A 26710-nucleotide genomic window follows, 5' to 3' on the forward strand; every position below is an offset into this window, starting at 1 on the left:
TGTCGCAGCAGCACCGCCCTCCGCAGGTGCCGAGCACCGCCTTCCCAGGTGCCGTGGCAGCCCTTCCCCGTACGGGAGTTCCGGTTGATCGAGACCACGGGACTGCGCAAGTCCTACCGCAAGAAGACCTCCCGCCGCGGCGACGGGAACCAGACCGTCGACGCCGTCCGCGGCATCGACCTCTCGGTCGCCGCCGGCGAGATCTTCGGCTTCCTCGGCCCCAACGGCGCCGGGAAGACCACCACCCTGCGCATGCTGGCCACCCTCATCCGCCCCGACGGCGGGCAGGCCGCCGTCGCCGGCGCCGACCTGTTCACCGACCCGGCCGGGGTCCGCCGCCGGATCGGCTACGTCGCCCAGGGCGGCGGCACCACCGACAACGTCAGCGCCCGCGAGGAGCTGGTGCTGCAGGCCCGGATGTACGGCGCGCCCAAGGCGCGGGCCGTGCAGGCCGCCGAGGACGCGCTCAAGGCCTTCGACCTGGGCGAGTTCGGCGACCGGCCGTGCGCCACCTACTCCGGCGGCCAGCGCCGCCGGGTGGACATCGCGCTCGGGGTGATCCACCAGCCCCGGGTGCTGTTCCTGGACGAGCCGACGGTCGGACTGGACCCGGCCAGCCGGGCGCACGTCTGGGAGGAGATCCGCCGGCTGCGCACCGAGGGCATGACCGTCGTCGTCACCACCCACTACCTGGACGAGGCCGACGCGCTCTGCGACCGGGTCGCCATCGTCGACCACGGCCGGGTCGTCGCCGAGGGCACCCCCGAGGCGCTCAAGCGCGAGATCTCCGGCGACGTCGTGCTGGTCGGCCTGGACGGCGGCGAAGGCGTCGCCGAACGGGCGGCCCAGGTGCTGCGCCCGCAGCCGTACCTGCACCGGCTGGAGGCCGACGGGGACGAGGGGCTGCGGCTGTACCTGGAGGACGGCGCCGCCGCCATCCCGCAGCTGCTGCGCGCCCTGGAGGCGACGGGTGTCACGCCCGGCACCGTCCAGCTCCAACGGCCCAGCCTGGACGACGTGTTCCTGGCCCGCACCGGCCGCTCGCTGCGGCAGTCCTGACCCGCTCGCCCTGCGGGGCCCCGCAGGGCGAGGACCCGTACGACCTCCTGGGGAGACCGTGAAGCTCGCCCGCGACACCTGGCTGGTCTTCCAGCGCCAGCTGCTGCTCATGATCCGCACCCCGGTGTGGATCGCCGTCGGCATCATCCAACCGCTGTTCTACCTGCTGCTGTTCGCACCGCTGCTGAAGAAGGTGCTCGCCCCCGAGGGCGCGAACAGCTACGCCGACGCCTACCAGGTGTACGTACCGGGCCTGTTGGCGGTGCTGTGCATCTTCGGCGGGCTGTTCACCGGTTTCAGCCTGCTCGGCGAGCTCAAGGCCGGGATCATCGAGCGCTCCCGGGTGACCCCGGTGAGCCGGCTGGCGCTGCTGCTCGGACGGGCGCTGCGGGAGATGGTGGCGCTGCTGGTGCAGGCCGTCCTGATCACCCTGATCGCGCTGCCGTTCGGCCTGCGGGTGAGCCCGCTGAACCTGCTGCTCGCCTATCTGCTGCTGGGGCTGCTGGCGCTGATGACCTCGGCGATCTCCTTCGGCATCGCGCTGATGGTGCCCGCCGACGCGGCGATGGCACCGGTGGTGAACACCCTGGCGCAGCCGATCGCGCTGCTGTCCGGGGTGCTGCTGCCGCTCACCCTGGCGCCGGAGTGGCTGCAGCGGCTCGCCCGGTGGAATCCCTTCTACTGGGCGGTGGAGGGCATGCGCGCGCTGTTCTCCGGGCACGCCGGGGACAGCGTGGTCTGGCAGGGGCTGCTGGTGGTCGTGGTGATGACCGTCGTGGCGGTGTACTGGTCGGCGCGGCTGTTCTCCACCCGGGTGCGCTGAGACGCCGACGTCGAAGGGGCCCGGCTCACCCTCTGGGCCGGGCCCCTTCGGCGGATCCGCGCGCGGCCGTCACGAGCCGATGAAAGCCGCCAACTTCGCCACGCCGTCGATGATCTGCGCCTGCGTCAGGGAGCTGATCGAGAGCCGCAGCCGGTGCTCACCGCCGCCCGCCGGGTAGAACGGCGCCATCGGCGTCCACAGCACCCCGTGGTCGCGGGCGCAGCGTTCCATGGCCGCGTCGTCGGCCGTGAAGGGCACCGTCAGGACGGCGAAGAAGCCGCCGTCCGGCCGGTTCCAGGAGACGCCCAGGCGCCGGCGCTCGGAGGCCGGGAAGTGCCGGTCCAGCTCCCGCAGCAGGGTGTCCATCCCGGCCGCGTAGTGGGCCGTGGCGCGGGCGTTGGCGGCGCGCAGCCGGCAGTCGTGCGCCAGCAGCATGCCGCCGATGACGGCCTGGCTGAGCGCGGGCGTGTTGACCGTCGTCATGCTCTTCAGCTTGGCCAGCTCGTCGGCCAGCAGGCGGCGCCGGCCCGCGGGGCCCACCACCTCCTGGTCGGCGACGACGTAGCCGAGCCGGGCGCCGGGGAAGCAGGTCTTCGCGAAGGATCCCAGGTGGACGACCCGGCCGTGCCGGTCCAGCGCCTTCAGGGTGGGCCGCGGGCCCGGCGTGCGGGCGAAGAAGCCGTACGGGTTGTCCTCGATGACCAGGACGCCCTCCTCGGCGGCCGCCTCCAGCAGCCGGGTGCGGGCCGCGACCGGCATGCTGGTGCCGGAGGGGTTGGCGAAGTCCGGGACGACGTAGAGGGCGCGCGGGCGGCGGCCCTCGGCGCGGACGGCCCGGGTGGCGGCGCGGACGGCCGCCGGGTCGGGGCCGCCGTCCGGGCCCTCGGGGACGGGCCGGGTGGTCAGGTCGAGCAGCCGGGCGGCGCCGGTGACGCCGACGTAGCAGGGCGAGCTGACCAGCAGCACGTCGTCCGGTCCGGCGCAGAGCGCGCGCAGGGTGAGCAGCATGCCCTCCTGGGCGCCGACCGTGAGCACCAGGGCCTCGGGGGCGACGGTCAGGCCCTCGTCGTTGGCGAGGGTGCGGGCGACCAGGTCGTTCACGATGCCCTTGGTGGGGCCGTACTGGAACAGCGTGGTGCGCACGGCGTCCCGGTCGAGGCCGCGGTCGGCGAGGTGGGCCAGGAAGCGCTCCAGGTGCGCCGGGACGTCCTCGGGCTCGAAGAAGCCCTCGTAGGGGCGGCCGGGGGCGAAGGAGACCGCTCCGGGGTAGCGGGTGGTGACCTCGTTGAGGAAGGTCATCGCGTCCAGCAGCGGGTCGGCGAGGGAGGCGTGCAGGTCGGCCGTCGAGAGCTTCACCGCAGGGCCTCCCGCAGCCGCTCGGCGGCGTACGCCTGGGCCTCGGCGGCGGCGTCCAGGGTGCCGGTCATGGCGAAGAAGCCGTGCGGCACGCCCTCGTAGCGGCGGAGCTCCACCGGGACCCCGGCGGTGCGCAGCGCCTCGGCGTACTGCTCGCCCTCGTCGCGCAGCGGGTCGTACTCGGCGGTGAGGACGGTCGCGGGCGGGAGTCCGGCCAGGGTGGCGGCGCGCAGCGGGGAGGCGTACGGACCGGCGCCGTCGGCCCGGTCGGCCAGGTAGTGGCCCCAGTACCAGGCGACCGAGCGGCGGTTGAAGAGCAGCGGGTCGTCGTGTTCGCGCAGCGAGGGGGTGTCGGCGCGGTGGTCGGTGTTGGGGTAGACGAGCAGCTGGTGGCGCAGGGCGGGGCCGCCGCCGTCGCGCAGCAGCAGGGTGAGGGCGGCGGTCAGGTTGCCGCCCGCGCTGTCCCCGCCGACCGCGAGGCGGTCCGGGTCGATGCCGAACTCCTCGGCCCGGGCGACGAGTTCCAGGAGCGCCGCGCGGCAGTCGTGCAGGGCCGCGGGGAAGGGGTGTTCGGGGGCGAGCCGGTAGCCGACGGAGGCGGTGAGGCAGCCGACGGCGTTGGTGAGGCGGCGGCAGACGGCGTCGCTGGTGTCGGGCGAGCCGAGGGTCCAGCCGCCGCCGAACAGGTAGAGCAGGGCGGGCAGTCGGCGGCCTGGCGGTTCGGGGCGGTAGAGCCGCAGGGCGAGTTCGCCGCCGGGGCCCGGGAAGCGGTGCTCCTCGACGGCGGCGACCGGCTCGGGGGTGCCGGCCGCGGCGCGGATGTCGGCGAGGTCGGCGGCGCGGGCCTCGGCGAGGGTGAGGGTGTAGAGCGGCGGTGCGCCGCTGCTCGCGCGCCGGGCGCGCAGGGCCTCGGCCTGGGGGTGCAGGGGCATCGGTGGTGGTCCCGTTCTGGGGCGGCGGGGTTCGTCGGTCGGGGCTCGGCGGTCCGGGGGCCCGGTGGTCCGGGGGCTCGGTGGTCCGGGGGCCCGACGGCCCGGAGGTGCGGCCGTCGGGGTGCGGGCTCAGGGCCTCCGTGGGCGGTCCGGGGCGGTCAGCGATCGGCCTCGACGTAGATCGTCTCGTCGGTGCGGAAGGCCGTGTCGAGGTCGGCCACGTCCGCGCGCAGGCCCTGGCGGTAGGCGCAGTGGCGGATCTGCTCGGGCGCGAAGCCGGCCAGCGTGAGGACGTGCCGTAGCTCGTCCAGGTCGTAGATCCACTGGTGGCCGTAGTGGCGGAAGATCTGGTTGACCAGGAAGGCCGGGCGCGCGGGCATCGGCGGGCCGAAGCCGAGGGTGGTCAGCCGGCGGCGGTGCTTGGCGAGGAAGCCGTCACCGGTGGCGTAGCCGACCAGGTAGCGGGCGAGGTCGGGGGTGGTCAGCCGCAGGACGCCGCCGGGGCGCAGCACCCGGCGGGCCTCGCGCAGCCAGCCGACCGCGACGGGCACGGTGACGTGCTCGATCAGGTGCTCGGCGTACACCCAGTCGACGCAGGCGTCGGCGAAGGGCAGCGGCCGGGCGATGTCCAGCTGGGTGAACCAGCGGTCGCCGTCGACCCGGTAGAGGGTGCCGGGCTCGGTCGCGGCGCCGCTACCGGTGGCGGTCAGGGTGGCGAGGTCGGTGCCGAGGCCATGCGGGTGGGCGGTCCGGAACGCGGCGAACTCGATGCCGGTGAGGCCGAGTTCGCGGAAGCCGGCGTGGTCGTGCGGGAGCCCGCCGGGGTGCGCTTCGAGCGTGCCGCAGGTGGCGACGTCGGCGCTGAACTCGTCCAGGCGGACGGCCAGGCCGGCGGGGTCGTCCCAGTCCCAGCCGGGAAAGCGGTCAGTGGTCTGCTCGGTCATCCGGGTCTCTCTCTCGAAGGTACGCGGGGCGGGGTGCGGGTGCCGCGGGGTTCAGCCGGCGGCGCCGCACGGCCAGCGGGCGAGGGCCGTACCGTCCAGGTCGGCGAGCCGGGGGCGGCCCAACAGGGCCAGGGTGTGCTCCAGTTCCTCGCGCAGCAGGTCGAGCACCCGGTGCACGCCGGCTTCGCCGTCGGTGGCGAGGCCCCAGAACACCGGGCGGCCGATCAGCACGGAGCGGGCGCCGAGGGCGAGGGCGACGGCGATGTCCGCGCCGGTCCGTACGCCGCCGTCGAGCAGCACCGGGAGCGCGGCCGGGACGGCTTCGACGACCTCCGGCAGGGCGGCCAGGGCCGGCACCGCCCCGTCGAGTTGGCGGCCGCCGTGGTTGGAGACCAGGACGGCGTCGGCGCCGTGCTCGACGGCGAGCCGGGCGTCCTCGGCGGTCAGGATGCCCTTGAGGACCAGCGGCAGCCGGGTGCGCTCGCGCAGCCAGGCGAGGTCGGCCCAGGTCAGGGCGGGGTCGAACTGCTCACGGGCGTGCTCGGCGATGCCCGAACTCCCGCTGGCGGCGCGGTGGCTGGTGGACATCAGGGCCGGGTCCAGGTTGACGGCGCGGACGGCGGGCGGGATGGCGAAGCCGTTGCGCAGGTCGCGCAGCCGGCGGCCGATCCTGGGCGCGTCCACGGTCAGCACCAGGGCCCGGTACCCGGCCGCCTCGGCGCGCTCCACCAGGGCGGCGAGGGCGTCGCGTCGGCGCAGCCAGTACAGCTGGAGCCAGAGCGGGCCGGTGGCGGCCCCGGCGATCTCCTCCAGGGTGCGGCTGGCGAACATCCCGGCGACCAGCAGGGCGCCGGCCCGGCCGGCGGCGCGCGCGGTGGCGGTCTCGCCCTCCGGGTCGACCAGCCGGTGGTAGGCCATCGGGGCGATGCCGAGCGGGAGGGCGAGCGGCGCGCCGAGCAGGGTCAGCGCGGGATCGCAGGCGGAGACGTCGACCAGGGTGCGCGGACGCAGCGCATAGCGTCCGAACATCTCCCGGTTCGCCGTCAGAGTGCGTTCATCACCACTGCCGCCTTCGATGAAATCCCATATTTCCGGCGGAAGTTGTGCGCGCGCGGCGCGCTCGATCCCGGCCAGCGTGAGTGCGCCCACGGGCATTCCTCGTTCCCGGACGGCCACGCGCGGACCGGTCCCGGTTCGGCAGCGTAGGAGCAACGGCCACATTGGTATAGACCTTGATTTGACCAAACGTCTGTGCCATGGTCTGGCAACGGAATTGACCGCTTTGGTTGTGAACGGCGTTCATGTCAAATCCCCTCACGTGTGTGGAGCCGCGTTGACCGGCTTTTCCCTCTCTTCAGTTCCGCATTCCGCACCGCCGCACTCGGACGCCCCCGGCGACTGGGTCGACCGGCTCCTGCTGGCCGGCCCCGGCGACGAGGAGTGCCTGCACCTCGGCGCGCCGCTCGACCGGGACGCCCTGCGCGCCCTGGTCGCGGAGCAGTCCGTACGGCTGGCGGCCGCCGGACTCGGCCCCGGCGGGACGGCCGCCCTGCGACTGCCGCCCTCGGTGGCGTTCGTCGCGGTACTGCTGGCATGCTGGCGGCTCGGCGCCCAAGTCGCCCTGCTCGACCACCGGTTGACCGACCACGAGGTCGACGCGGCGGTCGCGCGGCTGGCCCCGCAGGTGCTGGTAGGCTCCGCCCACCGGCCCGCGGCGGCGCTGCGCGGCTTCTCCGAGGTGGACCCGGTGGCCGTCGCACTGCCGGACGGACGGCCGGCCCGCACCGGGCACGCGTTGGTCCAGCTCAGCTCCGGATCGACCGGCCCGGCCAAGGTCATCGCCCGGACCGCCTCCGACCTGCTGCGGGAACTGGACTGCTACGGCAGGCTGGTGGAGTTCCCGGGCGAGGGCGAGCGGGTCGTCCTGCTCTCCTCGGTGGTGCACGTGCTCGGGCTGGTCGGCGGGCTGCTCAACGGCCTGTACGCCCACGCCGCGCTCACCGTGCCGGAGCGGATGACGGCGGCGGGCATCCTGGCCGCGGTCGCCGGCTCCGACCGGCCGACCACCGTCATCGGAGTGCCCTTCCACGCCGAGCTGTTGGCGGGGACGGTCGCTCCCCCGCCGCTGCCCCGGCTGCGGCGGATGATCGTCGCGGGGGAACTGGTCCGCCCGGGCCTGCCCGCGCTGTTCACCGGGCGCTACGGCGTCCCGCTCGGCACCATGTACGGCATGACCGAGACCGGGGTCATCGCCACCGACCTCGACGGCACCCTCCACCCGGCCAAGCGCCCCGTCCACGGGATGCGACTGCGCCTGGTGCAGGGCGAGTTGCAGCTCGGCGCGGCGTCCTCCCCGTACCCCGGACCGGACGACCCGACGCGCTGGTCGGACGGCTGGCTGCACACCCGGGACGCCGCCGAGCTGTCCGGGGCCGACGGGCTGGTCACCGTGCTCGGCCGGCTGGACTCCCAGGTCTCGATCGGCGGGCTGAAGGTCGACCTCACCGAGGTCGAGCAGACCCTCACCGCACTGCCCGAGGTCCGCGAGGCGGTGGTCGTCTTCGACGGCGGCGCGATCGAGGCCTACCTGGCCACCGAACCCGACGCCGACCTCGCCCTCCTCCAGGACGGACTGGCCCGCCGCCTCGCCGCCTACAAGCGGCCTCGCCGGCTCGCCCTGCTCCCCGCACTGCCCCGCACCGCCACCGGAAAGCTGCTGCGCGACCCGGCCGCCCTGCGCGACACCGCCACGGCCGCCGTCACCGCCGCGCCCGCCGCGCGCTGACCGCACGCACCGCACGCACGCACCCCCCCGACAGGCCCGACAAGGAGTCCATCACCATGCAGGACCGCATCCGCGCCTTCGTGCTCGCCGCCCTCACCGAGATGCAGTACGACGTCTCCGAGGTCACCGGCGACACCGACCTCGGCCCGGCCGGGCTGGACCTCGAATCGCTCGCGCTGGCCGACCTGTCGGTGCAGGTCGAGGACGAGTTCGGGATCAAGTTCGACCTGGACGAGATGGAGACCACCGCGCTGATGACGCTGGACGAGTTCACCGCCGACGTCGCCCGGCGGATCGACGCCCTCACCGCCTCCCCCGCCGCCTCCGGCAGTGCCGCATGACCGGCTCCCCCGGCGCGGACGGCGCGGACGGCGCGGACGGCGCGGACGGCCTCCCGGACCGGACCGAGGTGCTCACGATGCTGGCGGCGTTCGGGCAGCGCGCCGCCGACACCGTGCCCGAGGAACTCGGTTCACTCGAACTCACCTGGCTGGTCGCCGAGTTCGAGCAGCGCTACGGCCTGCAACTGGACCTGGACGACGAGAGCTTCGGCGCGGTGCGGACGGTCGACGACGCGACCGGACTGCTGCGCGACGCCGTCCTGGCCGGGCGGCGCGCGGGCGCGCAGCCGTGACCGGCCTCGCCACGGGCGCCGGCCCGCCCGGGCCGCTGGGGCGGGCCGGGCCGGTCGTCACCGGCGTGGGCGTGCTCAGCGCCGCCGGGCGCGGGCTCACCGCGCTGACCGCGGCGGCGGTCCACGGCAAGGCGGCGTTCGCTCCGGTCACCCGCTTCGACGTCAGCGGTCGCCGCACCACCCGGGCCGCCCTGTTGCCCGACGCCCTGCCGCCCGACTCCGTGCTGCCGGACTCCGTGCTGCCGGACTCCGTGCGCCCCGGTGCCGCACGTCGCCCCACCGAGCCTCCGGCCGGCGCCGTCCCGCCGGCCGAATCGGTGCTCGACGCGATCGGCCAGGCCTGCCACCAGGCCGGGCTGACCCCCGCCGACCACGCGGCGCTGCCCGTCCTGCTCGCGCTGCACAGCGACGAGCGCACCCGCGTGACCGCCACCGCGGTGGCCGCCGGCCTCCGCGCGAGCCGGGGGGCACCGGGCGTCACCCGGGTGTACACCGGCGCCTGCGTGGCGGCGGCGACCGCCGTCGCCGATGCCGCCGCGCTGGTCGCCACCGGGCGGCACGAACGGGTGCTGGTCGCCGCCGTGCACCTGGTCGGGCCGGGCGTGTTCGCCGTCTTCGACGCCGGGCGCGCGCTGGCCAGGGACGGCGAGCTGCGCCCGTTCAGCGCCGGGCGGACCGGCACCCTGCTCGGCGACGCGGCCGCCGCCGTCGTGGTCGAGGCCGCCGCGGCCGCCGACCGGCGCGGTGCCACCGTGCTCGCCCGGCTGGCCGGCTGGGGCCGCTCCGGGGACGCCCACCACGTCTGCCGCCCCGAGCCGGACGGCACCGGAGTGGCCCGGGCGGTCGAGGCCGCGCTCGCCCGCGCGGGCGTCGCCCCGGCCGAGGTCGGTTACGTCAACGCCAACGGCACCGGCTCGCCGCTGTCCGACCTCGCCGAGGCGCGCGCCCTGCGGCGGGTGTTCGGCCGGCACACCGACCGACTGCCGGTCAGCTCCAGCAAGTCCGTCCACGGCCACGCCCTGGAGGCCTCGGCCCTGCTCGAACTCGCCGTCACCGTCGGCGCGTTGGAATCGGGCCTGCTGCCGGTCAACGCCGGCTGGCTCGGCCCGGACCCGGACGTCGGCCTGGACCTCGTCCTGGACGGCCCGCGTGCCGCCCGTCCCGCCTACGCGCTCAGCCTCAACTCCGCCTTCGGCGGCGCCAACACCGCCCTGCTGCTGGCCCCTGGATGACACCGACACCACCATGACCTCCCCCGCCGACGACACCCACGGCCTGCGGGTCCTCGCCGAGGCCCGCCGCCCCGCCCCCGGCCCGGACGGGCCGCCGCCACCGCTGCCCGGCTTCGCCGCCTCCGGTTTCAACCCGCTGGTCGCCGACACCGCCGACCGCTGCCTGCGCGCCCTGCACGACGAACCGCCCGCCCCCGGGAGGACCGCGCTGCTGCTGGCCAGTGCGAGCGGTGACCTCGTCACCGCGCGGGCCATCGAGCAGAGCGCCGAACCCGGACGGCGGACCGGTCCGCTGCTGTTCTTCCAGTCCAACCCCAATGCCGTCCTCGGGCACATCGCCGCCCACTGGGGCCTGACCGGCCCGGTGGTGGCGATCTGCCCGGCCCGGCCCGCGGCCCCCGGGCGCGTCCCGGCGGACGCGTACGAGCTCGCCGCGCTGCTGCTCGCCGACGGCGACGCCGACCGGGTGCTGGTCATCGCCGCCGAGCAGACGCCCGACGGGGACCACGCCACGGCCGTCCTGCTCTCGCACCCCTCGGTCTGACGACCCGCGACCTCCGTCCGGAGCCAGAGGACCCGCGACCTCCGTCCCGCGTCCTGAGGGCCCACAGCCCCCGACCCGCCGCGCCGCCCGCGCGCGGCCGACCGACCCCTGCCACCCGATCCGCCGCCCGGGCCGTCCACCGGCCCCGAGGGAGGGACCCACCCCCGTGACCATCCGCAGTCTCCGCACCCTGCTCGCGGACGACCCCGACGTCGGCGCCGGCAACGTCCTCACCACCCGGATCGCCCTCGGGCTGGACGTCGACGAGCCGCTGCTCACCTTCGACACCCCGGTGGACGACCACCCCGCCTGGCAGCCGCTCACGCTGCGCGAGCTGGACCGCGCCGTGCGGGCCCGCGCCGCCGCCCTGCACGCACTCGGCATCACCCGGCGGGACCCGGTCGTGGTGTACGCGAGTGCCGCCGCCGACCACGTGCTCGCCTTCCTCGCCCTCGCCCGGCTCGGCGCCATCCCCGCGCTGCTCAACCCCAACCTGGACGGCGAGCGCGCCGCCCGCTACATCGCGCGCCTCGGCGCGGCCGGTGTCCTCGCCGATCCCGCCCACCTCGCCGCCCTGGCCGGCCACGACCCGGGCGCGCCGCTGCTGCCGGAGATCGGCGCCCTCGGCGCCGGCGACCCCGACGACGCCCCGGAGCCGTACCGGCACTGGTCCGGCGACCCGGTGGCGATCACCCACTCCTCCGGCACCACCGGGATGCCCAAGGCCGTCGTCCACTCGCACGCGAGCCTGTACGCGGCGATCCGCCACCGGCTGCGGCTGCCCCGCCCGCAGGGCCAGGACCGGATGCTCAGCGCGCTGCCCGCGCCGCACGCCGCGACCGTCATCGCGCTCAACCTGGCGCTCAGCTCGCACACCCGACTGGCCTTCCTGTCCCGGCAGTCCGGCGACGGCGTGCTGGCCGCGATCGAGCGGTGGCGGCCCACCGGGGTGATCGGTTTCGCCGCCACCTGGGCCGACCTGGCCCGCCACGACCTCGCCGCCCGGGACCTGAGCTCGGTCGCGCTCTGGTGGAACACCGGCGACTGCGCGCACGAGGTGCACATCCGCCGCCTGATCGCCACCGGCAGCCGGGAGGCCGTCACCCGCGCGGGCCGCTCCCGCGTGCCCGGTTCGCTGTTCGTGGACGGCCTCGGCTCCACCGAGATGGGCCACTCGCACTTCTTCATCACCCACGGCCCCGGCACCGAGCGGTACGGCCGCTGCGTCGGCCGCCCGCACGCCTTCGTCGACTGCGCTGTGGTCGGCCCGGACGGCGAGCCGCTCGGGCCCGGCGAGGTCGGCGAACTCGCCACCGCCTCACCGACCTTGGCGCTCGGCTACTGGAACGACTCGGCCACCACGTTCCGTACCCGGATCCGCGGCCGCTTCCTCACCGGGGACCTGATGTACCGCGACGAGGAGGGCTACTACTACCACGTCGACCGGGCCGTCGACTCGGTCGAACTCGGCGGCGGCGAGAGGCTGTTCACCGCGATGTCGGAGGAGCGGGTGCTCGCCGCCCGCCCGGACGTGCTGGACTGCACGGTGGTGGCGGTCCGGGACGGCGAGCGGGTGGTCACCGACGTCCTGCTGCTGCTCGCCGAGGGCGCCGACCCGGCGCTCGACCGCACCGAGGACGTCCTCGCCGCCCTGGACGGGCCCACCGCCGCGACCGTCCGCCGGGTCTCCGTGGTCTCCGGGGACGACATCCCGCTCGGCCCGACCGGCAAGGTCCGCAAGGTCCTGCTGCGCGAGCGCCACCTCGCGGCGGCCCACGCACAAGCGGCGGCCCACGCACGAGCGGCGGTCGGCGCACGAGCGGGGGTCGGCGCGTGAGCAGCACCGCGCGCCTCGGCGCCGTCGTCACCGGCATCGGCCTGGTCTCGCCCCTCGGCCGCAAGCCCGCCGAGGTGTTCGAGGCGCTGACCGCCGGACGCTCCGGGGTGCGCGCCGTCCCCGAGGGCCACGCCGCGCACGGCTGGCTGCCCGCCGCCGGGATCGCCCCCGCCGTGGACGGCCGGGAGGTGCTGCCGCCGACCGAGACCCGCTGCGTGGACCGCTTCGTGCTGCTCGGCCTGGCCGCCGCCGACGACGCGCTGGCCGATGCCGCCCTGGTGGTCGGCCGGGACGCCGACCCGCACCGGACCGCCGTGGTGCTGGCGACCGGCGGCGGCGGACTGGAGACCTTCGAGCAGCAGTCGCACCGCCGGCTGGAGCGCGCCCGCCCGGGCGTCAGCCCGTACCTGCTGCCGGGCATGCTCTCCAACATGGCCGCCGCCCGGGTCGCCATCAAGCACGGCATCCGGGGCTACAGCTCCGCCGTGGTGACGGCCTGCGCGGCCGGCGCCCAGGCGATCGCCGAGGGGCTTCGGCTGGTCCGGGCCGGTGACGCGGACGTGGTGGTGTGCGGCGGCACCGAGTCCTCGCTGCACCCGACGATCGCCGCGGCCTTCACCAACGCCCGCGCGCTCGCCCACGGTTGGGACGATCCCGAGCAGGCGAGCCGGCCCTTCGACGCCCGGCGCAACGGCTTCGTGCTGGGCGAGGGCAGCGCCGTCCTCGTCCTGGAGAGCGCCGAGCACGCCGAGGCCCGCGGCGCGGCCGGCTACGCGGAGGTGCTCGGCTGGGGCGCCTCCACCGACGCCCACCACCCGACCATGCCCCGGCCGGACGGCACCGGCGCCGCCGACGCGATGCGCGCCGCGCTCGCCGACGCGGGGCTGGCCCCGGGCGACATCGACTACGTGAACGCCCACGGCACCGGCACCAAGCTCGGTGACGTGGCCGAGACCGCGGCCCTGCACGCCGTCTTCGGCGCGCACCCACCCGCGGTCAGCTCCACCAAGGGCGCCACCGGCCACCTCCTGGGCGCCGCCGGCGCTCTGGAGGCGGCGGTGACCGCCCTGGCGGTGGCGAGGGGGACGCTGCCGCCCACGCTCAACCTGACCGACCCCGACCCGGCCTGCGACCTGGACCACGTCCGGGGCGCCGCCCGGTCCGCCCCGGTGCGCGCCGCGCTGAGCAACGCCTTCGCCTTCGGCGGCCACAACCTCAGCCTCATCCTCGGCCCGGCCACCCGGGCCGCCCGGTAGACGCCGTACCGGGCAGCGCGCCGATCCACGACCCGCCATCCCTCCGGGGGGAGATCCCGTTGTCCATCCAGACCATCGTCCACGCCGAATTCCACTGCGCCGACGCCGACAAGGCCGCGGCCGAACTCTGCGCCGACTACGGCTTCACCGCCGCCGATCCGACGCTCGGCCCGGGCGGCACCCGCACCGTCGAGCTCGGCCAGGGCACCATCCGGCTGCAGCTGACGTCCGCCGTCGACCCCGGGCACCCGGTGGCGGCGTTCGTCGCCCGGCACGGGGACGGCGTCGCCGTCCTCGCCCTCGGCTGCACCGATCCGCGGGCCGCCCTGGAGCGCGCCGAACGGCACGGCGCCCGCGTGCTCGACCGCGCGGGCGCCCTGATCGCCGGCTTCGGCGACACCGCGCTGCGCTTCGTCCCGCTGCCCGCCAACGGATCCACCGACGGATCCACCGGCGCGCCGACCGCCGGAAGCGGCGCGGAGCCGCACCTGCTGGACCGGCTCGACCACGTCGCGATCTGCCTCCCGGCCGGCGAACTCGCCCCCTGCGTACGGTTCTGCGAGGCCGCGCTGGGCTTCCACACGATCTTCGAGGAGTACATCGAGGTCGGCGAGCAGGCCATGGACTCCAAGGTGGTGCAGAGCCCCTCCGGCGCGGTCACCTTCACTCTGATCGAGCCCGACACCAGCCGCCGTCCCGGCCAGATCGACGACTTCCTGGCCGCCCACGGCGGCGCCGGCGTGCAGCACCTCGCCTTCAGCACCCGCGACATCGCCACCGCCGTCCGGACCGTCCGCGCCCGCGGCGTGGAGTTCCTGACCACCCCGGCCGCCTACTTCGACGTCCTGGCCGAGCGCTTCGGCGAAACGGCCATCCCGGTGGAGACCCTGCGCGACCTGCACGTCCTGGTCGACCAGGACCACGGCGGCCAGCTGTTCCAGATCTTCGCCCGCTCGACCCACCCCCGGCGCACCTACTTCCTGGAACTGATCGAGCGCCAGGGCGCGGGCACCTTCGGCACCGCGAACATCAAGGCCCTCTACGAGGCCGTCGAGCGGCACGGCTCCGCCGCCGCCGTCTGACCGCCTCCGTCCGCCCCCGCACCCCCACACCTCCGCACCCTCCCCGCACCTCCCCGCACCTCCCCGACCTCCGAAGGAGGCCCGCACGATGACCACGACCGCCGCGTTCCGGCTCACCGAGGCCGAGCACGCCCTGCTGCCCACCCCCGAGGAGGTGGCCCACTACCGCGAGCGCGGCTGGTACCTGTCCCGCCGGCTGTTCGGCGACGAGGAGCTGGACACCCTCCAGGCCGCCACCGAGCTCTACTACGCCGGCCACCGTGACCGCGAACTGCCCGCCCGTCCGCCCCGGTTGGCCGCCTGGCAGCCCTCCGACGGACCGGTCCAGCGGCACAACGACTACGTCCACTACGAGAGCGAGGCGGTCGGCGCGATCCTGCGCAAGCCGCTGGTCGGGGCGGTGGCCGCACTGCTCGCCGGGGCCGAGGAGATCCGGATCTTCCAGGCCACCCTGATCTACAAGCCGCCGGTGCCCGAGGAGCCCAGCAACCGGGTGCCGTGGCACTTCGACAAGCACTACTGGCAGACCTGCACCTCGCAGGAGATGCTCACCGCCTTCATCCCGTTCCACGACTGCCGGGAGGAGAACGGCACCATCACCATGGTCGACGGCAGCCACCGCTGGCGGGAGCTGCCCTCCGGCGAGGACTCCACCCGGCACTTCGCCGACCGCGACCGCTCCGAACTGGACGGCATCCTGGCCGCCAACGCCGCCCACAACGGGCAGCGGGTGACCAAGGTCCCGATGTCGATCCCGCGCGGCCACATGTCCTTCCACCACTGCCGCACCTACCACGGCAGCGGCCCCAACCTGGCCTGCTACCCGCGCCGGGCCGTCTCGCTGCACCTGCAGGACGGCGCCAACGAGTACCGCCGGCACGACCGGGCCGACGGCGAACCGGTGGTGTACAACCACGACGTGCTGGTGCGCCGCACCCCGGACGGCCGACCGGACTACGCCGACCCGGAGTTCTGCCCGACGGTCTGGCGGGGCCGGCCGTGACGGCTCCCCCGGAGGCGGTGCGCGCGCCCGGCCGCCCGGCGCCGCTCGGCACGCCCGCCGAGCGCTACCGGATGCTGCGGCTGATCCGCGGCTTCGAGGAACTGGCGCTCGGCCTGGTGAAGTCCGGCGGGATCCCGGGCGGCATCCACCCGTACATCGGACAGGAGGCCGTCGCGGTGGGCGTCTGCGCGGTGCTGCGCCCGGCCGACCGGCTCACCAGCACCCACCGCGGCCACGGCCACGTGCTCGCCCGGGGTGCCGCACCGCACCGGCTGCTCGCCGAACTGCTCGGCCGGGTCGGCGGGTTGAACGGCGGCCGGGGCGGCTCCATGCACGCGGCGGACCTTTCGCTGGGCATCCTCGGCGCCAACGGCATCGTCGGCGCCGGCGCCCCGATCGCGGTCGGCGCGGCCTGGGCCGCCCAGCAGGCCCAGGCGCACCGGAAGCAGTCCCCACAAGCCCGGGCCCGGGAGGACGGGACCGAGCAGGGGGAGCCGGACGGCGGGTGCCCGGTGGCGGTGGCCTTCTTCGGTGACGGCGCGCTCAACCAGGGCGTCCTGCTGGAATCGCTCAACCTCGCCGCGATGTGGCGCCTGCCGGTGCTGTTCGTCTGCGAGAACAACGGCTACGCCACCACCCTGCCCGCCGCCACCGCCGTCGCGGGCAGCGCCACCGGGCGGGCGGCCGCCTTCGGCATCCCCGCCGAGGAGGTGGACGGCATGGACACCGAGGCCGTCCGCGCCGCCGCTCTGCGCGCCGTCGAACGGGCCCGGACGGGCGGCGGCCCCGGCTTCCTGGAGTGCCGCACCTACCGCTACGAGGGCCACCACACCATGGAACGCCGGATGAAGCTGCGCTACCGCACCCCCGAGGAGGTGGAGACCTGGCGCGAGCGGGACCCGCTCCCCCGGGCCGCCGCCCTGCTCGACCCCGCAACCGTCGCCCAGCAGGACCGCTCGGTGACCGAACTTCTCGCGGCCGCCGAGGAGTTCGCACACACCTCCGCCCACCCGGACCCGGCGGGCGCCCTGGACCACCTGTACGCCGACGGGCTGCGGCCACGGGCGGGAGCGACTCCGTGACCAGGCTCTCGTACACCAAGGCCCTCAACCGGGCGCTGGCCGACGAACTCGCCGCCGACCCGGCGGTCTGCGTCTTCGGCGAGGACATCGGCGCCGGTCTGGCCGGGCCCACGCTCGGCCTGCTGGACCGCTTCGGCCCCGGGCGGATCGTCGACACCCCGCTGTCCGAACAGGCCTTCACCGCCCTGGCGATGGGCGCCGCGCTGGCCGGCCGTCGCCCGGTGCTGGAGTTCCAGATCCCCTCGCTGCTGTTCCTGGTCTTCGAGCAACTCGTCAACCAGGCGCACAAGTTCTCGCTGATGACCGGCGGCCAGGCGGCCGTGCCGCTGACCTGCCTGGTGCCCGGCTCCGGCTCCCGGGACGGCTGGGCCGGGCAGCACTCCGACCATCCGTACAGCCTGTTCGCGCACGCCGGGCTGAAGACCGTGGTGCCCGCCACCCCGACGGACGCCTACGGGCTGCTGCGCTCGGCGATCCGGGACCCGGACCCGGTCGTGGTGTTCGCGCCCGCCGCCGCCCTGCCGGTGCGCGAGACCGTCACCCGGGAGCTCGTGCCCGTCCCGCTCGGCCGGGCCCGGATCCACCGCCCGGGCACCGACGTCACCGTGGTCGCCGTCGGACACCTGGTGCACGACGCGCTCGCCGTGGCGGAGGAGGTCGCCGAAGAGATCTCTGTCGAAGTCCTCGACCCACGCACGCTGTACCCCCTAGATTGGGCCGCGCTCGCCGCCTCGCTGGAACGTACCGGCCGGCTGGTCGTGATCGACGACTCCAACCGCAGCTGCGGCTTCGGCGCGGAGGTCCTGGCCACCGCCGCCGAGGACATGCGGCTGATCGCGCCACCCCGCCGGGTCACCCGCCCGGACGGAGCCGTCCTGCCCTTCGCCCCCACCCTCGACCGCGCCCTGCAGCCCACCCGCGAACAGCTGCGGCACGCGCTGTACGGCGTCATGAAGCACCACCACTGAGCGACAAGGAGCCCGCATGTCCGCCAACCGCTACCACTGGGACCGCTCCCACCCCGGCCTGACCAGCCTGCAGCGGGCCATCGACCCGCTGCGCCACGAGGTGGTCGGCCACTCCGTGTACCGCGAGCTCACCAGCATCGAGCGCGTCCGCACCTTCCTGAACAGCCACGTCTTCGCCGTCTGGGACTTCATGTCGCTGCTGAAGAGCCTGCAGCGCGACCTGACCTGCGTCGAGGTCCCGTGGGTCCCGAGCGGCCCGACGGCCAGCCGCCGGCTGATCAACGAGATCGTGCTGGTCGAGGAGAGCGACGAGCTCGGCGAGGGCTACACCAGTCACTTCGAGCTCTATCTCGAGGGCATGCGCCAGGCCGGCGCCGACACCCTCCCGGTGACGGAGTTCCTGGGCCTGCTGGGCGCCGGCAGAGCCGTACCGGAGGCCCTGAAGGCGGCCGAAGTCCCGCAGGCCGCCGTCGAGTTCACCGGCACCACCTGGTCGATCATCGAGCACGCGCCGCTGCACTGCCGGGCCGCCGCCTTCGCCTTCGGCCGCGAGGACCTGATCCCGGAGATGTTCACCCAGGTGATCGCGATCGAGGACCCGGAGGGCGTGCTCACGGTCTTCAAGGACTACCTCGCCCGGCACATCGAGGTCGACGGCGAGCAGCACACGCCGATGGCGATGCAGATGCTGATCGACCTGTGCGGCGACGACCAGGCCAAGTGGGACTCCTGCGCGGAGACCGTCCGCACCGCGCTGCGGGCCCGCTCCGCGCTGTGGACGGCGATCGAGCGCTCGTTCCCGTAGCCGTCAGACCACCTTCGGCAGCACGGCCGACGACCCGGGCAGCTCGTCGGCCGCCGTACGGTACCGGTGCAGTGCCGCCCGGCCCTCCGCCCCGCGGACCCGGGCGGCGAGCCGGGCCGGCAGCACCACCGTGCTCAGGTACCCCTCGCCGCGAAACCCCTCGACCGTCCAGCTGACCCACGGCAGCGGGTAGTTGGCGGCGGGGCTGAAGAACACCGGGCGGTTCCCCTGGAAGCTCACCCGGTAGGCCCCGAAGCGGCTCCAGTTGGAGAAGCTGAACCGGCGCTCCCCCGGGTCGAAGCCCAGGGGCACGCACTCGCGCAGCCGGGAGCGGCCGAGCGCGGCCAGGAAGCCCAGGTTGGAGCGGAGGTTGAGGTGGGCGGTCGGGAACTCCTCGACCGCCGACCGCAGCGCGCCGGCGAGCGCCGCCGGGCCGTCCCCGGGCCGGTGCGGGACGTGGACCTCGCTCAGCAGGTTGCCCACCAGGGCGGGCGGGAGGCCGAGCCAGCGGCGCGCGTTGACCGGGACGGTCAGCATCCGCTCGACGCCGTCGCCGTCCAACTCCCGCAGGGTGTGGAGGAGATGGGCACAGAGCACGTCCCCGGAGGACAGCCGGCGCCCGGCCGAAGCTCCGAACCGCGCGCGCATCCGGGCCACTTCGGCGTCGGTGAAGGCGATCTGGACGGTCCGGTTGGCCCGCGGACCGGCCGCCACCTCACGGACCAGCAGCTCCGCCTCCTCGTGCGAGGGCACCCGGAAGCCCGGCCGGCCGCAGTCCTCGGCGGGCAGCACCCGGTCCAGCAACGCGTCCTGGTCGGCGACGAGTTCGGCCTCCGGCAGCGCCTCCCCCTCGACCGCCGCCGACCAGATCCGCAGCAACAGCATGAAGCTGTGCAGGTCGCCGATCGCATGGTGCCAGGAGCAGCCGAGCACCGTCCCGCCGTCGGCGGTCCCGGTCATCCGGACGGTGAGCAGCGGAGCGCCGCCGGTCCGCGCGCCAGGGGCGTCCACCCGGTCGACCAGCTCGGCGCCGGGAGCGGTGACCCGGGCCATCGCCTCGGCGAGCGTGCCCTCCACGGCGTAGGCGCCGAACGGCACACCGGAGTCGTCGCAGACCGCTTCCAGGACGCCGTCGACGGTGCGCAGCCGTCCCGCGAAGACCGGCACCCGTTCCAGCGCGCGGGCCAGTCCGGCGGCCAGCCGGTCCTCGTCCAGGGTGTGCTCGAAGCAGAGCACCACCGAGACGGCGAGGTCGGCGAGCATGGTGTCCATCAGGCCGCAGCGCAGCACCCGCCCGGTGGCCCGCCCGGCGCGGACGGTCCGGGATCGGCGCAACTGGGGCCAGATGCTCATGGGTTCCGTTCCACAGCACTCGACGACACTCGGCAGGACTCGGCCCCGCGGTGGGACGACCACGCGGCACCGCTCGGCCACCCGGCCGCGCCCGGTGCGCGGGCACGCCGAACGATAGTGCCGCGCGCATCCAGTGGTCCAGTCCAATCCCGCAGTCCGGCAAGGCTCTTCGGACCGGCTCTTCGGACCGGCCCCGCCGAACCGGCCCTACCGGCCGCCTCTTCCGGAAAGGCCCCGCGGACCGCCCGGCGATAGAATTCCGAGCATGGGAGAGCGCCCCGGCGCACTCACCGCGCCGCCCCTCGTCCTGGTGACCGACACCGACTCCCAGCTGATCGACCCGGCCCGGGCCTACCACCTCGGCCGCGACCCGACCAGCGAGATCGTCCTGGACGACCCCCGGGTCTCCTGGCACCACGCGATCCTGCGCGCCACCGACGGCCACTGGCTGCTGGAGGACGTCGGCAGCACCAACGGCACCTTCGACGAAGGCCACCGGGTCGTCCGCGAGGACGTCGGCCCGGGCACCAGGCTGCGCTTCGGCGATCCGGCCGACGGCCCGTCCGCGACCTTCGCGGGCCTGCCCGCGCCCGCACCGGACGAGCGCCCGTCCCTGATCGCCCCGCAGAGCTCCGGCACCTTCCGCAGCCCCAGCGCCGTCCTGCAGCTGCCGGACCACACCGTGCGGATCGGCCGCTCGTACGACAACGACCTGGTCCTGGACGACCTGGTGGTCTCCCGGCACCACGCCGAACTGCGCGAACTGCCCGACGGCGGACACGAGATCGTCGACCTGGGCAGTCACAACGGCACCTACCTCAACGGCAGCCCGGTCCAGCGCGCCCCGGTCGGCCCGGCCGACATCATCGGCATCGGCCACTCCGCGCTCTGCCTCTCCGACGGCCACCTGGTCGAGTACACCGACACCGGCGAGATCTCGCTGGACGTCCAGCACCTGGTGGTACGGGTCGGCCCCGACCGGCGGGTGCTGCTGGACGACGTCGGCTTCCCGCTGCCCGAGAAGGCGCTGCTCGCCGTGGCCGGCCCGAGCGGCGCGGGCAAGTCCACCCTGCTCAACGCGCTCACCGGGCTGCGCCCCGCCGACGAGGGCACGGTGCTCTACGACGGACGCGACCTGTACCGCGACTACGCCGAGTTGCGCCGCCGGATCGGCCTGGTCCCGCAGGACGACATCCTGCACACCCAGCTCACCGTCCACCGCGCGCTGTCCTACGCCGCCGAGCTGCGCTTCCCCGGCGACACCGACCCGCACGAGCGGGAGGCCCGGGTCCTGGAGGTGATCCACGAACTGGGCCTGGACGGCCGGGCCGACCAGGTGATCGCCAGCCTCTCCGGCGGCCAGCGCAAGCGGGTCAGCGTCGCCCTGGAGCTGCTCACCAAGCCGTCCCTGCTCTTCCTCGACGAGCCCACCTCCGGCCTGGACCCGGGCATGGAGCGCTCGGTGATGCGCATGCTGCGCGGGCTGGCCGACGACGGCCGCACGGTGGTCGTGGTGACGCACAGCGTGCTCAGCCTGAACGTCTGCGACCGCCTGCTGGTGCTGGCCCCGGGCGGTCGGACGGCCTACTACGGGCCGCCCGGCGAGGCGCTCGACTACTTCGGCTACCAGGAGTGGCCGGAGGCCTTCGAGGCCTTCGAGAACGAGGACCACGCCTCCTGGCAGGCCCGCTTCCGCGCCTCCCCGCAGTACCGGCGGTACGTGACGGCCGAGGCGGTGCCCGCGCTGCCCGTCCCGGTCCGGGCGCCCGAACGGGCCCCGGCGATCGGCCGGGAGAAGCCGCAGGGCTGGTTCTCCCAGCTGGGCACCCTGGTGCGCCGGTACGCGTCCGTGCTGGCCGCCGACCGGCTGTTCCTCACCATCATGGTGGTGCTGCCGTTCGTCATCGGCCTGATGTGCCGGGCGATGGCCGGGTCCCGCCTCACCCCGGTCAACGCCGTCAACTGCCTGCTCACGCTCTGCATCGGCGGTCTGCTGACCGGCGCCGCCAACTCGGTGCGCGAGCTGGTCAAGGAGCGCGCGATCTACCAGCGGGAACGCGTGGTCGGGCTGTCCAGATCGGCTTACCTGGTCTCCAAGGTGGTGATCCTCGGCATCGTCACGGTGGGTCAGGCCGCGGTGCTCACCGTGGTCGGCCTGGCCGGGGTGGACCTCTCGGCGGCGGTGCCCACGGGGGTCGTGATGCCGCAGCTGCCCGAACTGATCATCGCGGTGGCACTGCTGGCGTTCTCGGCGATGATGCTCGGCCTGGTGGTGTCGGCGCTCGTGGACAAGGAGGAGGCCACCATGCCGCTGCTGGTGCTCCTCTCCGTCGTCCAGATCGTCTTCAGCGGCCTGATGCTCAAGCTCTACGCCGTCCCCGGGCTGGAGCAGTTCGCCTGGCTGATCCCGTCCCGCTGGGGCATGTCGGCGATGGCCCGCACGGTGGAGCTGCACACGCTCTTCCCGAACGACATCACCCAGGACCCGATGTTCCGCCACCAGCGGTCCGGATGGGAGCTGAGCATGGTCATGCTGCCGGCCCTGTCCGCCGCGTACGGGCTGGTCGTGCTGGCCCTGCTGCGGCGGCACGAGCCCGCGATCATGCGGAAGTGACGTGCGGACGCTGCGCCGGGCGCCGAGCCCGGTGCTGGTGCGCCCACGGCGACGCCGGGTCGGGCCGGGCGGCCACCGGTAGAGTGGGAACAGCCCTGTGGTGCGATTCGTGCCGCGCGCGGCGGGGGTCGCGCGGCGGAGGAAATGTAGCCGCCCATGGACGAGTTCGCGTTCCGCCCCACCCATGTCGCCCCGCCGGGCGGACTGGCCTCCTGGACCGCCCCGGATCCGGCCCGGCCCTCCGCCCGGCTGGACTCGCTGCTGCCGCTGCAGCTGCTCGGCCACCAGGGCGACTGGGCGCAGGTCCTGTGCTCCAACGGCTGGACCACCTGGGTGGACGGCCGTCTGCTGGTCGCCCTCCCGCAGCCGCCGCCGGCGGCCGGGGGCCCGCCCGCCCGGACGGCCGACCCGCGCCCGGCGCTGGCCGAGGCCGAGGGCGCGCTGGCCCGCTACCGCGCCCTGCTGGAGGACCTCGCGGCCGGCACCCTCGACCTGGAGTCCTTCCGGGACCTGGCCCGCGGTCTGCGGCTGGGTCTGGTGGTGGACGGCGAGGCGCTCTGGGTGTTCGACCCCGTGCACGACCGCTGGTGCTACTGCGACGGGCTGCAGCTGCAGACGTACGCGGCCACCGACCGGCCGCCGCCCTCCGTCCCCCCGACGCCGAAGCCGGCACCGGCCCCGGGCCACACGCCGACCCACACCCCGGCCCACGCCCCGGCGCCGCCGCCGGCCCCGCTCCCCGGGCACCCACCGGGTCCCGCACCCCGGCCGGGCGAAGCACCGGCGCCCGGCCCGTACGCCCCGACCCAGGCCGGTGAGCCGTGACCACCGCCGACCGGCCGTCCGCCCCCAGCCTGCCCGCCGGCCTGGTCGGGCGGAAGGTCGCGGGCTACCGGCTGGAGAGCGAGATCGGGCGCGGCGGCATGGCCGTGGTCTACCGGGCCAAGGACCTGCGACTCGGCCGGACGGTCGCGGTCAAGCTGCTGGCCCCCGAGCTCGCCCGCAACGAGGTGTTCCGGCAGCGGTTCATGCTCGAGTCCGAGGCCGCCGCCGCGATCGACCACCCGCACATCATCCCGGTGTTCCAGGCCGGCGAGCACGACGGCATCCTGTTCATCGCGATGCGCTACGTCGAGGGCGGCGACCTGCGCTCCCTGATCAACCGGGGCGGCCCCTTCGCGGTCGAGCGGACCACCCGGCTGGCCCTGCAGATCGCCTCCGCGCTGGACGCCGCGCACGACCACGACCTGGTGCACCGGGACGTCAAACCGGGCAACGTGCTGGTCGCCGCCGGGACGGACAGCGAGCACCCCGAGCACCTGTACCTGGCGGACTTCGGGCTCACCAAGAAGTCCCTCTCGCTCAGCGGGCTGACCAGCGTCGGCCAGATCGTCGGGACGCTCGACTACGCGGCGCCCGAGCAGATCTCCGGCAGGCCGCTGGACGGGCGCTGCGACCAGTACAGCCTCGGCTGCGTGGTCTTCGAGATGCTGGCGGGCGCCCCGCCGTTCCGCCGGGAGAGCGACCTCGCGCTGCTCTGGGCGCACCTCAACGATCCGCCGCCCGCGCTGGACGAGCACCGCACCGACCTGCCGTCCGCCGTGGCGGCGGTGGTCGCCCGGGCGCTCGCCAAGACGCCCGAGCAGCGGTACGCGAGCTGCCTGCAGTTCGTCGCCGAGCTGCGCGCGGCGTCGGCTCCCGCCCCGGTCCGGTGGGGCGGCGAGGGTCCGCCCACCCAGGTCGTGCCGGCGGCCGTCCCCGGCCGGACCGCGGTGCCCGAGCCACCCGCCTGGGCCGCTCCGGCGGTCCACCCGCCGCTGTGGTGACACCCGCCGAAGGGAGCGCCGTGCCATGAACGCCGTGAGCCAGGTCTTCGCCATGGTCGCCGCCGCGATCCACCTGGTGGTGTGGCCGTTGGAGAGCTTCCTGTACGGCCACCCGCGGGTGCGCTACCTGCTCACCGGCAACACCGCGGACGCCCCCGAGGTCCGGCTGTGGCGGTTCAACGTGGGCTTCTACAACCTCTTCCTGGCCCTCGGCCTGGTCGCCGGCCTGGTCCTGCTGCACACCGGGCACAGCGCCTCGGGCCGCGCGGTGATCGTCTACATCGGCGCCTTCATGCTCGCCGGCGGGATCACCCTGTTCGTCTCCGAGCCCAGACTGTGGCGCGGCGCGCTCGGCCAGGCCGTCCCGGCGGCGGTGATCCTTCTGGCCGAGGTGATCTGACGCATCGCCACCGCTTCCGACCGCCGCCGCGACGGGGCTACAATCCGGCTGCCCTCCGCGACCGGCGCGGCGGCGCGGCAGGGGGTGGCGGAGTGGCACGGTCCTCGATCGGCGACCGGTACGTCGTGAGCCTCGGCTGCCGCGCGAGCGTGGAGCACGGGCTCACCACGACGACGGTCAAGTGGAGCGTCACCCATCTGCCGACCGGCGGCGCGCCCCGGCCCAAGAGCGGGGACCAGGAGATCTCCCTCATCTGCCCGCGCTGCACCCGCGCCCTCGCGGTCCGGGTGGAGAGCGCCGCCCGGGCCCGGGCCAAACAGCTGGTGCACCGGGGCCTCGGCTGGCTGCTGCTGCTCTCGCTCCTCGTCACCGTCCCCCTGCTGATCGACCTGGGCGGCCGGACCGTCGAGGAGGGCGACCAGCGGACCACCGACACCATCGGCCTGCTCGTCGCCCTGGCCGCGGCGGGGGCGATCGTCGGCCCGTCCCTGCTGTTCAGCGCGAAGGTGCACAGCGGCGTCGGGAAGCTCCGGCTCGTCCGGGACGACGGCACCAAGACCGCCCTGGTCCAGGGCCACCGGTTGTTCTGAACCGGCTCAGGCCCGCTCCTCCGTGAGCTCGCCCCGGTGCCGCACCCGGGTGGCGAGCAGCGCGCCGAGCGCACCGGTGAGCAGGCCCCAGCCCGCCGCGAGCGGGACGGACGTCCAGAGCACCGGGCGCAGCACGAGGCTGCCCCCGGCGAGGCCGGCCAGCGGGTTGGCACCGCCGAGGGCGGAGCCGAGCAGGTCGGCGAGGCCGCCCTGGCCGAGGCCGACGCCGAGCACGGAGAGCCCGTACTCGGCGTCCATCCGGGTCCACAGGCCCACCAGCAGCACGGTGACGGCGGTGGCGAGCCCGAAGCGCAGGGCATGCCGCCAGAGCCGGACGCCGCGCGGCGAGCGCCGGGCCGCGAGGAAGGCGGCGGCGAGCAGCAGGACCGCGGCCAGCGGCAGCAGCCACCAGGCGCGGGCGTCCTGGTCGGCCAGGGTGCCGAGGTCGACCGTCGCCTGCTGCCCGTCCGGCGCGTGGAGCACCTCGGCCAGCGCCTTGGGCACGGGCAGGCCGAGCCCGCCCTCCAGCCGGCCCCGCCACTCGGCCCCCAGCCCGAGGCCGAACGCCAACCAGACCAGATCGGGCAGGGCGAGCACCACCACGGCCAGGGTCTGCCGGGCGTTGCCGTGCACGATCGCGGTCAGCACACCGGCCACCGCGCCGATCGCCAGACAGGCCAGCAGCACCGCCCAGAGTGCGAACGCGGCCGGACGGACGGCCAGTTGGTAACGCACCAGGGCGGGCGGCAGCGGCGCCCGCCGGGACACCGCGAAGGTGGCCGCGAGGACGAACAGCAGCCAGGCCAGCCCGATGCCGACCGTGCTCGGCGCCTCGGCGTGGAAGCCCACCTCCGGAGTGAGGCCGAGGGCACCGCCGATCGACTGCACCAGGTCGTTGCCGAGCGGGACGACGAAGCTGTGCCGGGCTCCGAGCGTGAGCAGGACGAGGGCGAGCACCCAGACCACCACCGTCCGGACGATCCGGCCGAGCAGCTCGCCGCCGCCGGCCACCGCACGGAAGCGCAGTTGACGCAGGAACACCTCGGCCATCGCGACCGCCCCGACCACCGAGACGGTCAGCGGCATCGCACTGATCCCGGCATCCACGGCGGCGAAGTTTCCCGCGCCGCCGTCGAGTTGGACGGACCCGCCGACGGCGAGCGCCAGCGTCGCGGCGACCACGGAGGGGAAGCCACCGTCCGGGAGGTCGTCGGCGCCGGCCAGCCAGATGCCGAGCGCGGCCACCGCCGCCATCGCGACCACTCCCGCCAGCACGACGGCGAGCGCGTCCAGCCAGCCGCGGACCGCGCCGGGCGGGCCCACGGCCCGGGTGGTGGGCTGCTGCATGCCGCCTCCTGCTCGCTCGTCGGACGTCGCCCGCCGGTTCCGGCCGACCCTGCGGCGGTCCGGTTCGCCGGTTCCGGCCGGCCCCGGGACGGGCCGGCTCCGCCCACCGGGTGTCCGGTCGGCGGGCCGGCCCCACCGGGTGTCCGGTCCGCCCGGTCGGCTTCCAGGGTGGCCGACGGACGGTGCGCACGCTCGGCGACGGCCGGCGCACCTGCTGTTGCGGCGTACGGGACGCCGG

The 26710-nt window shown here is 75.1% G+C and carries 25 protein-coding genes; 19 read left to right on the plus strand and 6 right to left on the minus strand.

The features are described from left to right. Positions 1–84: 84 nt before the first annotated feature. Both ACIRD3_RS06430 and ACIRD3_RS06435 read left to right on the plus strand, forming a co-directional pair. The gene (locus tag ACIRD3_RS06430; protein WP_402212462.1) at positions 85–1059 is read left to right on the plus strand and encodes an ATP-binding cassette domain-containing protein; all 975 of its coding nucleotides are present in this window, start codon (positions 85–87) and stop codon (positions 1057–1059) included. 58 nt (positions 1060–1117) lie between these two features. After that, positions 1118–1882 carry an ABC transporter permease gene (locus tag ACIRD3_RS06435; protein ID WP_402212463.1) on the plus strand — a complete coding sequence of 255 codons (765 nt, stop codon included), beginning with the start codon at positions 1118–1120 and terminating at the stop codon, positions 1880–1882. A 69-nt stretch (positions 1883–1951) separates the two neighbouring features. Here ACIRD3_RS06435 and ACIRD3_RS06440 read toward each other — a convergent pair whose 3' ends face one another. The 4 genes from ACIRD3_RS06440 to ACIRD3_RS06455 form a co-directional block, all read right to left on the minus strand. After that, a complete protein-coding gene (locus ACIRD3_RS06440; protein WP_402212466.1) occupies positions 1952–3238 on the minus strand; it encodes a PLP-dependent aminotransferase family protein in 1287 nt (428 codons plus the stop codon). Further along, positions 3235–4170 (minus strand): alpha/beta hydrolase, encoded by a 936-nt coding sequence (locus tag ACIRD3_RS06445; protein ID WP_402212469.1) that lies wholly within the window; start codon positions 4168–4170, stop codon positions 3235–3237. Before ACIRD3_RS06445 ends, ACIRD3_RS06440 begins: the two co-directional genes overlap by 4 nt. A 158-nt stretch (positions 4171–4328) precedes the next feature. Next, positions 4329–5114: a class I SAM-dependent methyltransferase gene (locus ACIRD3_RS06450; protein ID WP_402212472.1), complete on the minus strand. Its 786-nt coding sequence runs from the start codon at positions 5112–5114 to the stop codon at positions 4329–4331. Positions 5115–5165: 51 nt separating this feature from the next. Continuing rightward, the gene (locus tag ACIRD3_RS06455; protein ID WP_402212474.1) at positions 5166–6335 is read right to left on the minus strand and encodes an alpha-hydroxy acid oxidase; all 1170 of its coding nucleotides are present in this window, start codon (positions 6333–6335) and stop codon (positions 5166–5168) included. 112 nt (positions 6336–6447) lie between these two features. Between ACIRD3_RS06455 and ACIRD3_RS06460 the strand changes: the two genes are divergently transcribed. The 12 genes from ACIRD3_RS06460 (at position 6448) to ACIRD3_RS06515 (ending at position 18342) form a co-directional block, all read left to right on the plus strand. Beyond that, positions 6448–7899: a class I adenylate-forming enzyme family protein gene (locus ACIRD3_RS06460; protein WP_402212477.1), complete on the plus strand. Its 1452-nt coding sequence runs from the start codon at positions 6448–6450 to the stop codon at positions 7897–7899. 56 nt (positions 7900–7955) lie between these two features. Continuing rightward, entirely contained in the window at positions 7956–8240 is a 285-nt protein-coding gene (locus ACIRD3_RS06465) for a phosphopantetheine-binding protein (RefSeq protein WP_402212480.1), read from the plus strand. Further along, positions 8237–8533, plus strand: coding sequence for an acyl carrier protein (locus ACIRD3_RS06470; protein ID WP_402212483.1), 297 nt, complete (start codon positions 8237–8239; stop codon positions 8531–8533). Before ACIRD3_RS06465 ends, ACIRD3_RS06470 begins: the two co-directional genes overlap by 4 nt. Next, the gene (locus tag ACIRD3_RS06475; protein WP_402212486.1) at positions 8530–9765 is read left to right on the plus strand and encodes a beta-ketoacyl synthase N-terminal-like domain-containing protein; all 1236 of its coding nucleotides are present in this window, start codon (positions 8530–8532) and stop codon (positions 9763–9765) included. The genes ACIRD3_RS06470 and ACIRD3_RS06475 overlap by 4 nt, the downstream gene beginning before the upstream one ends. Before the next feature lie 13 nt (positions 9766–9778). Further along, positions 9779–10309 (plus strand): hypothetical protein, encoded by a 531-nt coding sequence (locus tag ACIRD3_RS06480; RefSeq protein ID WP_402212489.1) that lies wholly within the window; start codon positions 9779–9781, stop codon positions 10307–10309. 166 nt (positions 10310–10475) lie between these two features. Next, positions 10476–12146, plus strand: coding sequence for a class I adenylate-forming enzyme family protein (locus ACIRD3_RS06485; RefSeq protein WP_402212491.1), 1671 nt, complete (start codon positions 10476–10478; stop codon positions 12144–12146). Continuing rightward, entirely contained in the window at positions 12143–13402 is a 1260-nt protein-coding gene (locus tag ACIRD3_RS06490) for a beta-ketoacyl-[acyl-carrier-protein] synthase family protein (RefSeq protein WP_402212494.1), read from the plus strand. The genes ACIRD3_RS06485 and ACIRD3_RS06490 overlap by 4 nt, the downstream gene beginning before the upstream one ends. A 59-nt stretch (positions 13403–13461) precedes the next feature. After that, positions 13462–14484 carry a 4-hydroxyphenylpyruvate dioxygenase gene (hppD, locus tag ACIRD3_RS06495; RefSeq protein WP_402212497.1) on the plus strand — a complete coding sequence of 341 codons (1023 nt, stop codon included), beginning with the start codon at positions 13462–13464 and terminating at the stop codon, positions 14482–14484. Between the two features lie 88 nt (positions 14485–14572). Next, positions 14573–15487 (plus strand): phytanoyl-CoA dioxygenase family protein, encoded by a 915-nt coding sequence (locus tag ACIRD3_RS06500; protein ID WP_402212499.1) that lies wholly within the window; start codon positions 14573–14575, stop codon positions 15485–15487. Further along, positions 15484–16569 (plus strand): thiamine pyrophosphate-dependent dehydrogenase E1 component subunit alpha, encoded by a 1086-nt coding sequence (locus ACIRD3_RS06505; protein ID WP_402212501.1) that lies wholly within the window; start codon positions 15484–15486, stop codon positions 16567–16569. The genes ACIRD3_RS06500 and ACIRD3_RS06505 overlap by 4 nt, the downstream gene beginning before the upstream one ends. Continuing rightward, on the plus strand, positions 16566–17537 hold the full coding sequence (locus ACIRD3_RS06510) for an alpha-ketoacid dehydrogenase subunit beta (RefSeq protein WP_402212503.1): 972 nt from the start codon (positions 16566–16568) through the stop codon (positions 17535–17537). Before ACIRD3_RS06505 ends, ACIRD3_RS06510 begins: the two co-directional genes overlap by 4 nt. Positions 17538–17553: 16 nt before the next feature. After that, entirely contained in the window at positions 17554–18342 is a 789-nt protein-coding gene (locus ACIRD3_RS06515) for a DUF3050 domain-containing protein (protein WP_402212505.1), read from the plus strand. Between the two features lie 3 nt (positions 18343–18345). Here the strand turns inward: ACIRD3_RS06515 and ACIRD3_RS06520 are convergent, their stop codons facing one another. Then, positions 18346–19695 carry an acyltransferase gene (locus ACIRD3_RS06520; RefSeq protein ID WP_402212508.1) on the minus strand — a complete coding sequence of 450 codons (1350 nt, stop codon included), beginning with the start codon at positions 19693–19695 and terminating at the stop codon, positions 18346–18348. A gap of 265 nt (positions 19696–19960) precedes the next feature. On the opposite strand from ACIRD3_RS06520, the gene ACIRD3_RS06525 reads away from it, so the two are divergent. From ACIRD3_RS06525 to ACIRD3_RS06545, 5 genes are all read left to right on the plus strand, one after another. Continuing rightward, complete coding sequence (locus ACIRD3_RS06525) at positions 19961–22309, plus strand: FHA domain-containing protein (RefSeq protein WP_402212511.1); 2349 nt, start codon at positions 19961–19963, stop codon at positions 22307–22309. A gap of 156 nt (positions 22310–22465) precedes the next feature. Further along, entirely contained in the window at positions 22466–23134 is a 669-nt protein-coding gene (locus ACIRD3_RS06530) for a hypothetical protein (protein WP_402212513.1), read from the plus strand. Next, positions 23131–24135, plus strand: a complete 1005-nt coding sequence (locus ACIRD3_RS06535) for a serine/threonine-protein kinase (protein WP_402212516.1) — start codon at positions 23131–23133, stop codon at positions 24133–24135. The genes ACIRD3_RS06530 and ACIRD3_RS06535 overlap by 4 nt, the downstream gene beginning before the upstream one ends. A gap of 25 nt (positions 24136–24160) precedes the next feature. Next, complete coding sequence (locus ACIRD3_RS06540) at positions 24161–24535, plus strand: DUF1304 domain-containing protein (RefSeq protein ID WP_402212519.1); 375 nt, start codon at positions 24161–24163, stop codon at positions 24533–24535. A gap of 92 nt (positions 24536–24627) precedes the next feature. After that, positions 24628–25125 (plus strand): hypothetical protein, encoded by a 498-nt coding sequence (locus ACIRD3_RS06545; protein ID WP_402212522.1) that lies wholly within the window; start codon positions 24628–24630, stop codon positions 25123–25125. A 6-nt stretch (positions 25126–25131) separates the two neighbouring features. On the opposite strand, the gene ACIRD3_RS06550 is transcribed toward ACIRD3_RS06545, so the two are convergent. Next, positions 25132–26472 (minus strand): streptophobe family protein, encoded by a 1341-nt coding sequence (locus tag ACIRD3_RS06550; protein WP_402212525.1) that lies wholly within the window; start codon positions 26470–26472, stop codon positions 25132–25134. Positions 26473–26710 lie beyond the last annotated feature (238 nt).

This window comes from Kitasatospora sp. NPDC093550, assembly GCF_044764985.1.
Taxonomy (GTDB): Bacteria; Actinomycetota; Actinomycetes; order Streptomycetales; family Streptomycetaceae; genus Kitasatospora.

What these genes read in the sequence shown, in the direction of transcription:
- ACIRD3_RS06550 (WP_402212525.1), bottom strand. Translation starts at nt 26,472, where the DNA reads ATGCAGCAGCCCACCACCCGGGCCGTGGGCCCGCCCGGCGCGGTCCGC.
- ACIRD3_RS06480 (WP_402212489.1), top strand. Translation starts at nt 9,779, where the DNA reads ATGACCTCCCCCGCCGACGACACCCACGGCCTGCGGGTCCTCGCCGAG.
- ACIRD3_RS06500 (WP_402212499.1), top strand. Translation starts at nt 14,573, where the DNA reads ATGACCACGACCGCCGCGTTCCGGCTCACCGAGGCCGAGCACGCCCTG.
- ACIRD3_RS06530 (WP_402212513.1), top strand. Translation starts at nt 22,466, where the DNA reads ATGGACGAGTTCGCGTTCCGCCCCACCCATGTCGCCCCGCCGGGCGGA.
- ACIRD3_RS06470 (WP_402212483.1), top strand. Translation starts at nt 8,237, where the DNA reads ATGACCGGCTCCCCCGGCGCGGACGGCGCGGACGGCGCGGACGGCGCG.
- ACIRD3_RS06465 (WP_402212480.1), top strand. Translation starts at nt 7,956, where the DNA reads ATGCAGGACCGCATCCGCGCCTTCGTGCTCGCCGCCCTCACCGAGATG.
- ACIRD3_RS06520 (WP_402212508.1), bottom strand. Translation starts at nt 19,695, where the DNA reads ATGAGCATCTGGCCCCAGTTGCGCCGATCCCGGACCGTCCGCGCCGGG.
- ACIRD3_RS06445 (WP_402212469.1), bottom strand. Translation starts at nt 4,170, where the DNA reads ATGCCCCTGCACCCCCAGGCCGAGGCCCTGCGCGCCCGGCGCGCGAGC.
- ACIRD3_RS06450 (WP_402212472.1), bottom strand. Translation starts at nt 5,114, where the DNA reads ATGACCGAGCAGACCACTGACCGCTTTCCCGGCTGGGACTGGGACGAC.
- ACIRD3_RS06540 (WP_402212519.1), top strand. Translation starts at nt 24,161, where the DNA reads ATGAACGCCGTGAGCCAGGTCTTCGCCATGGTCGCCGCCGCGATCCAC.
- ACIRD3_RS06525 (WP_402212511.1), top strand. Translation starts at nt 19,961, where the DNA reads ATGGGAGAGCGCCCCGGCGCACTCACCGCGCCGCCCCTCGTCCTGGTG.
- ACIRD3_RS06455 (WP_402212474.1), bottom strand. Translation starts at nt 6,335, where the DNA reads ATGTGGCCGTTGCTCCTACGCTGCCGAACCGGGACCGGTCCGCGCGTG.
- ACIRD3_RS06515 (WP_402212505.1), top strand. Translation starts at nt 17,554, where the DNA reads ATGTCCGCCAACCGCTACCACTGGGACCGCTCCCACCCCGGCCTGACC.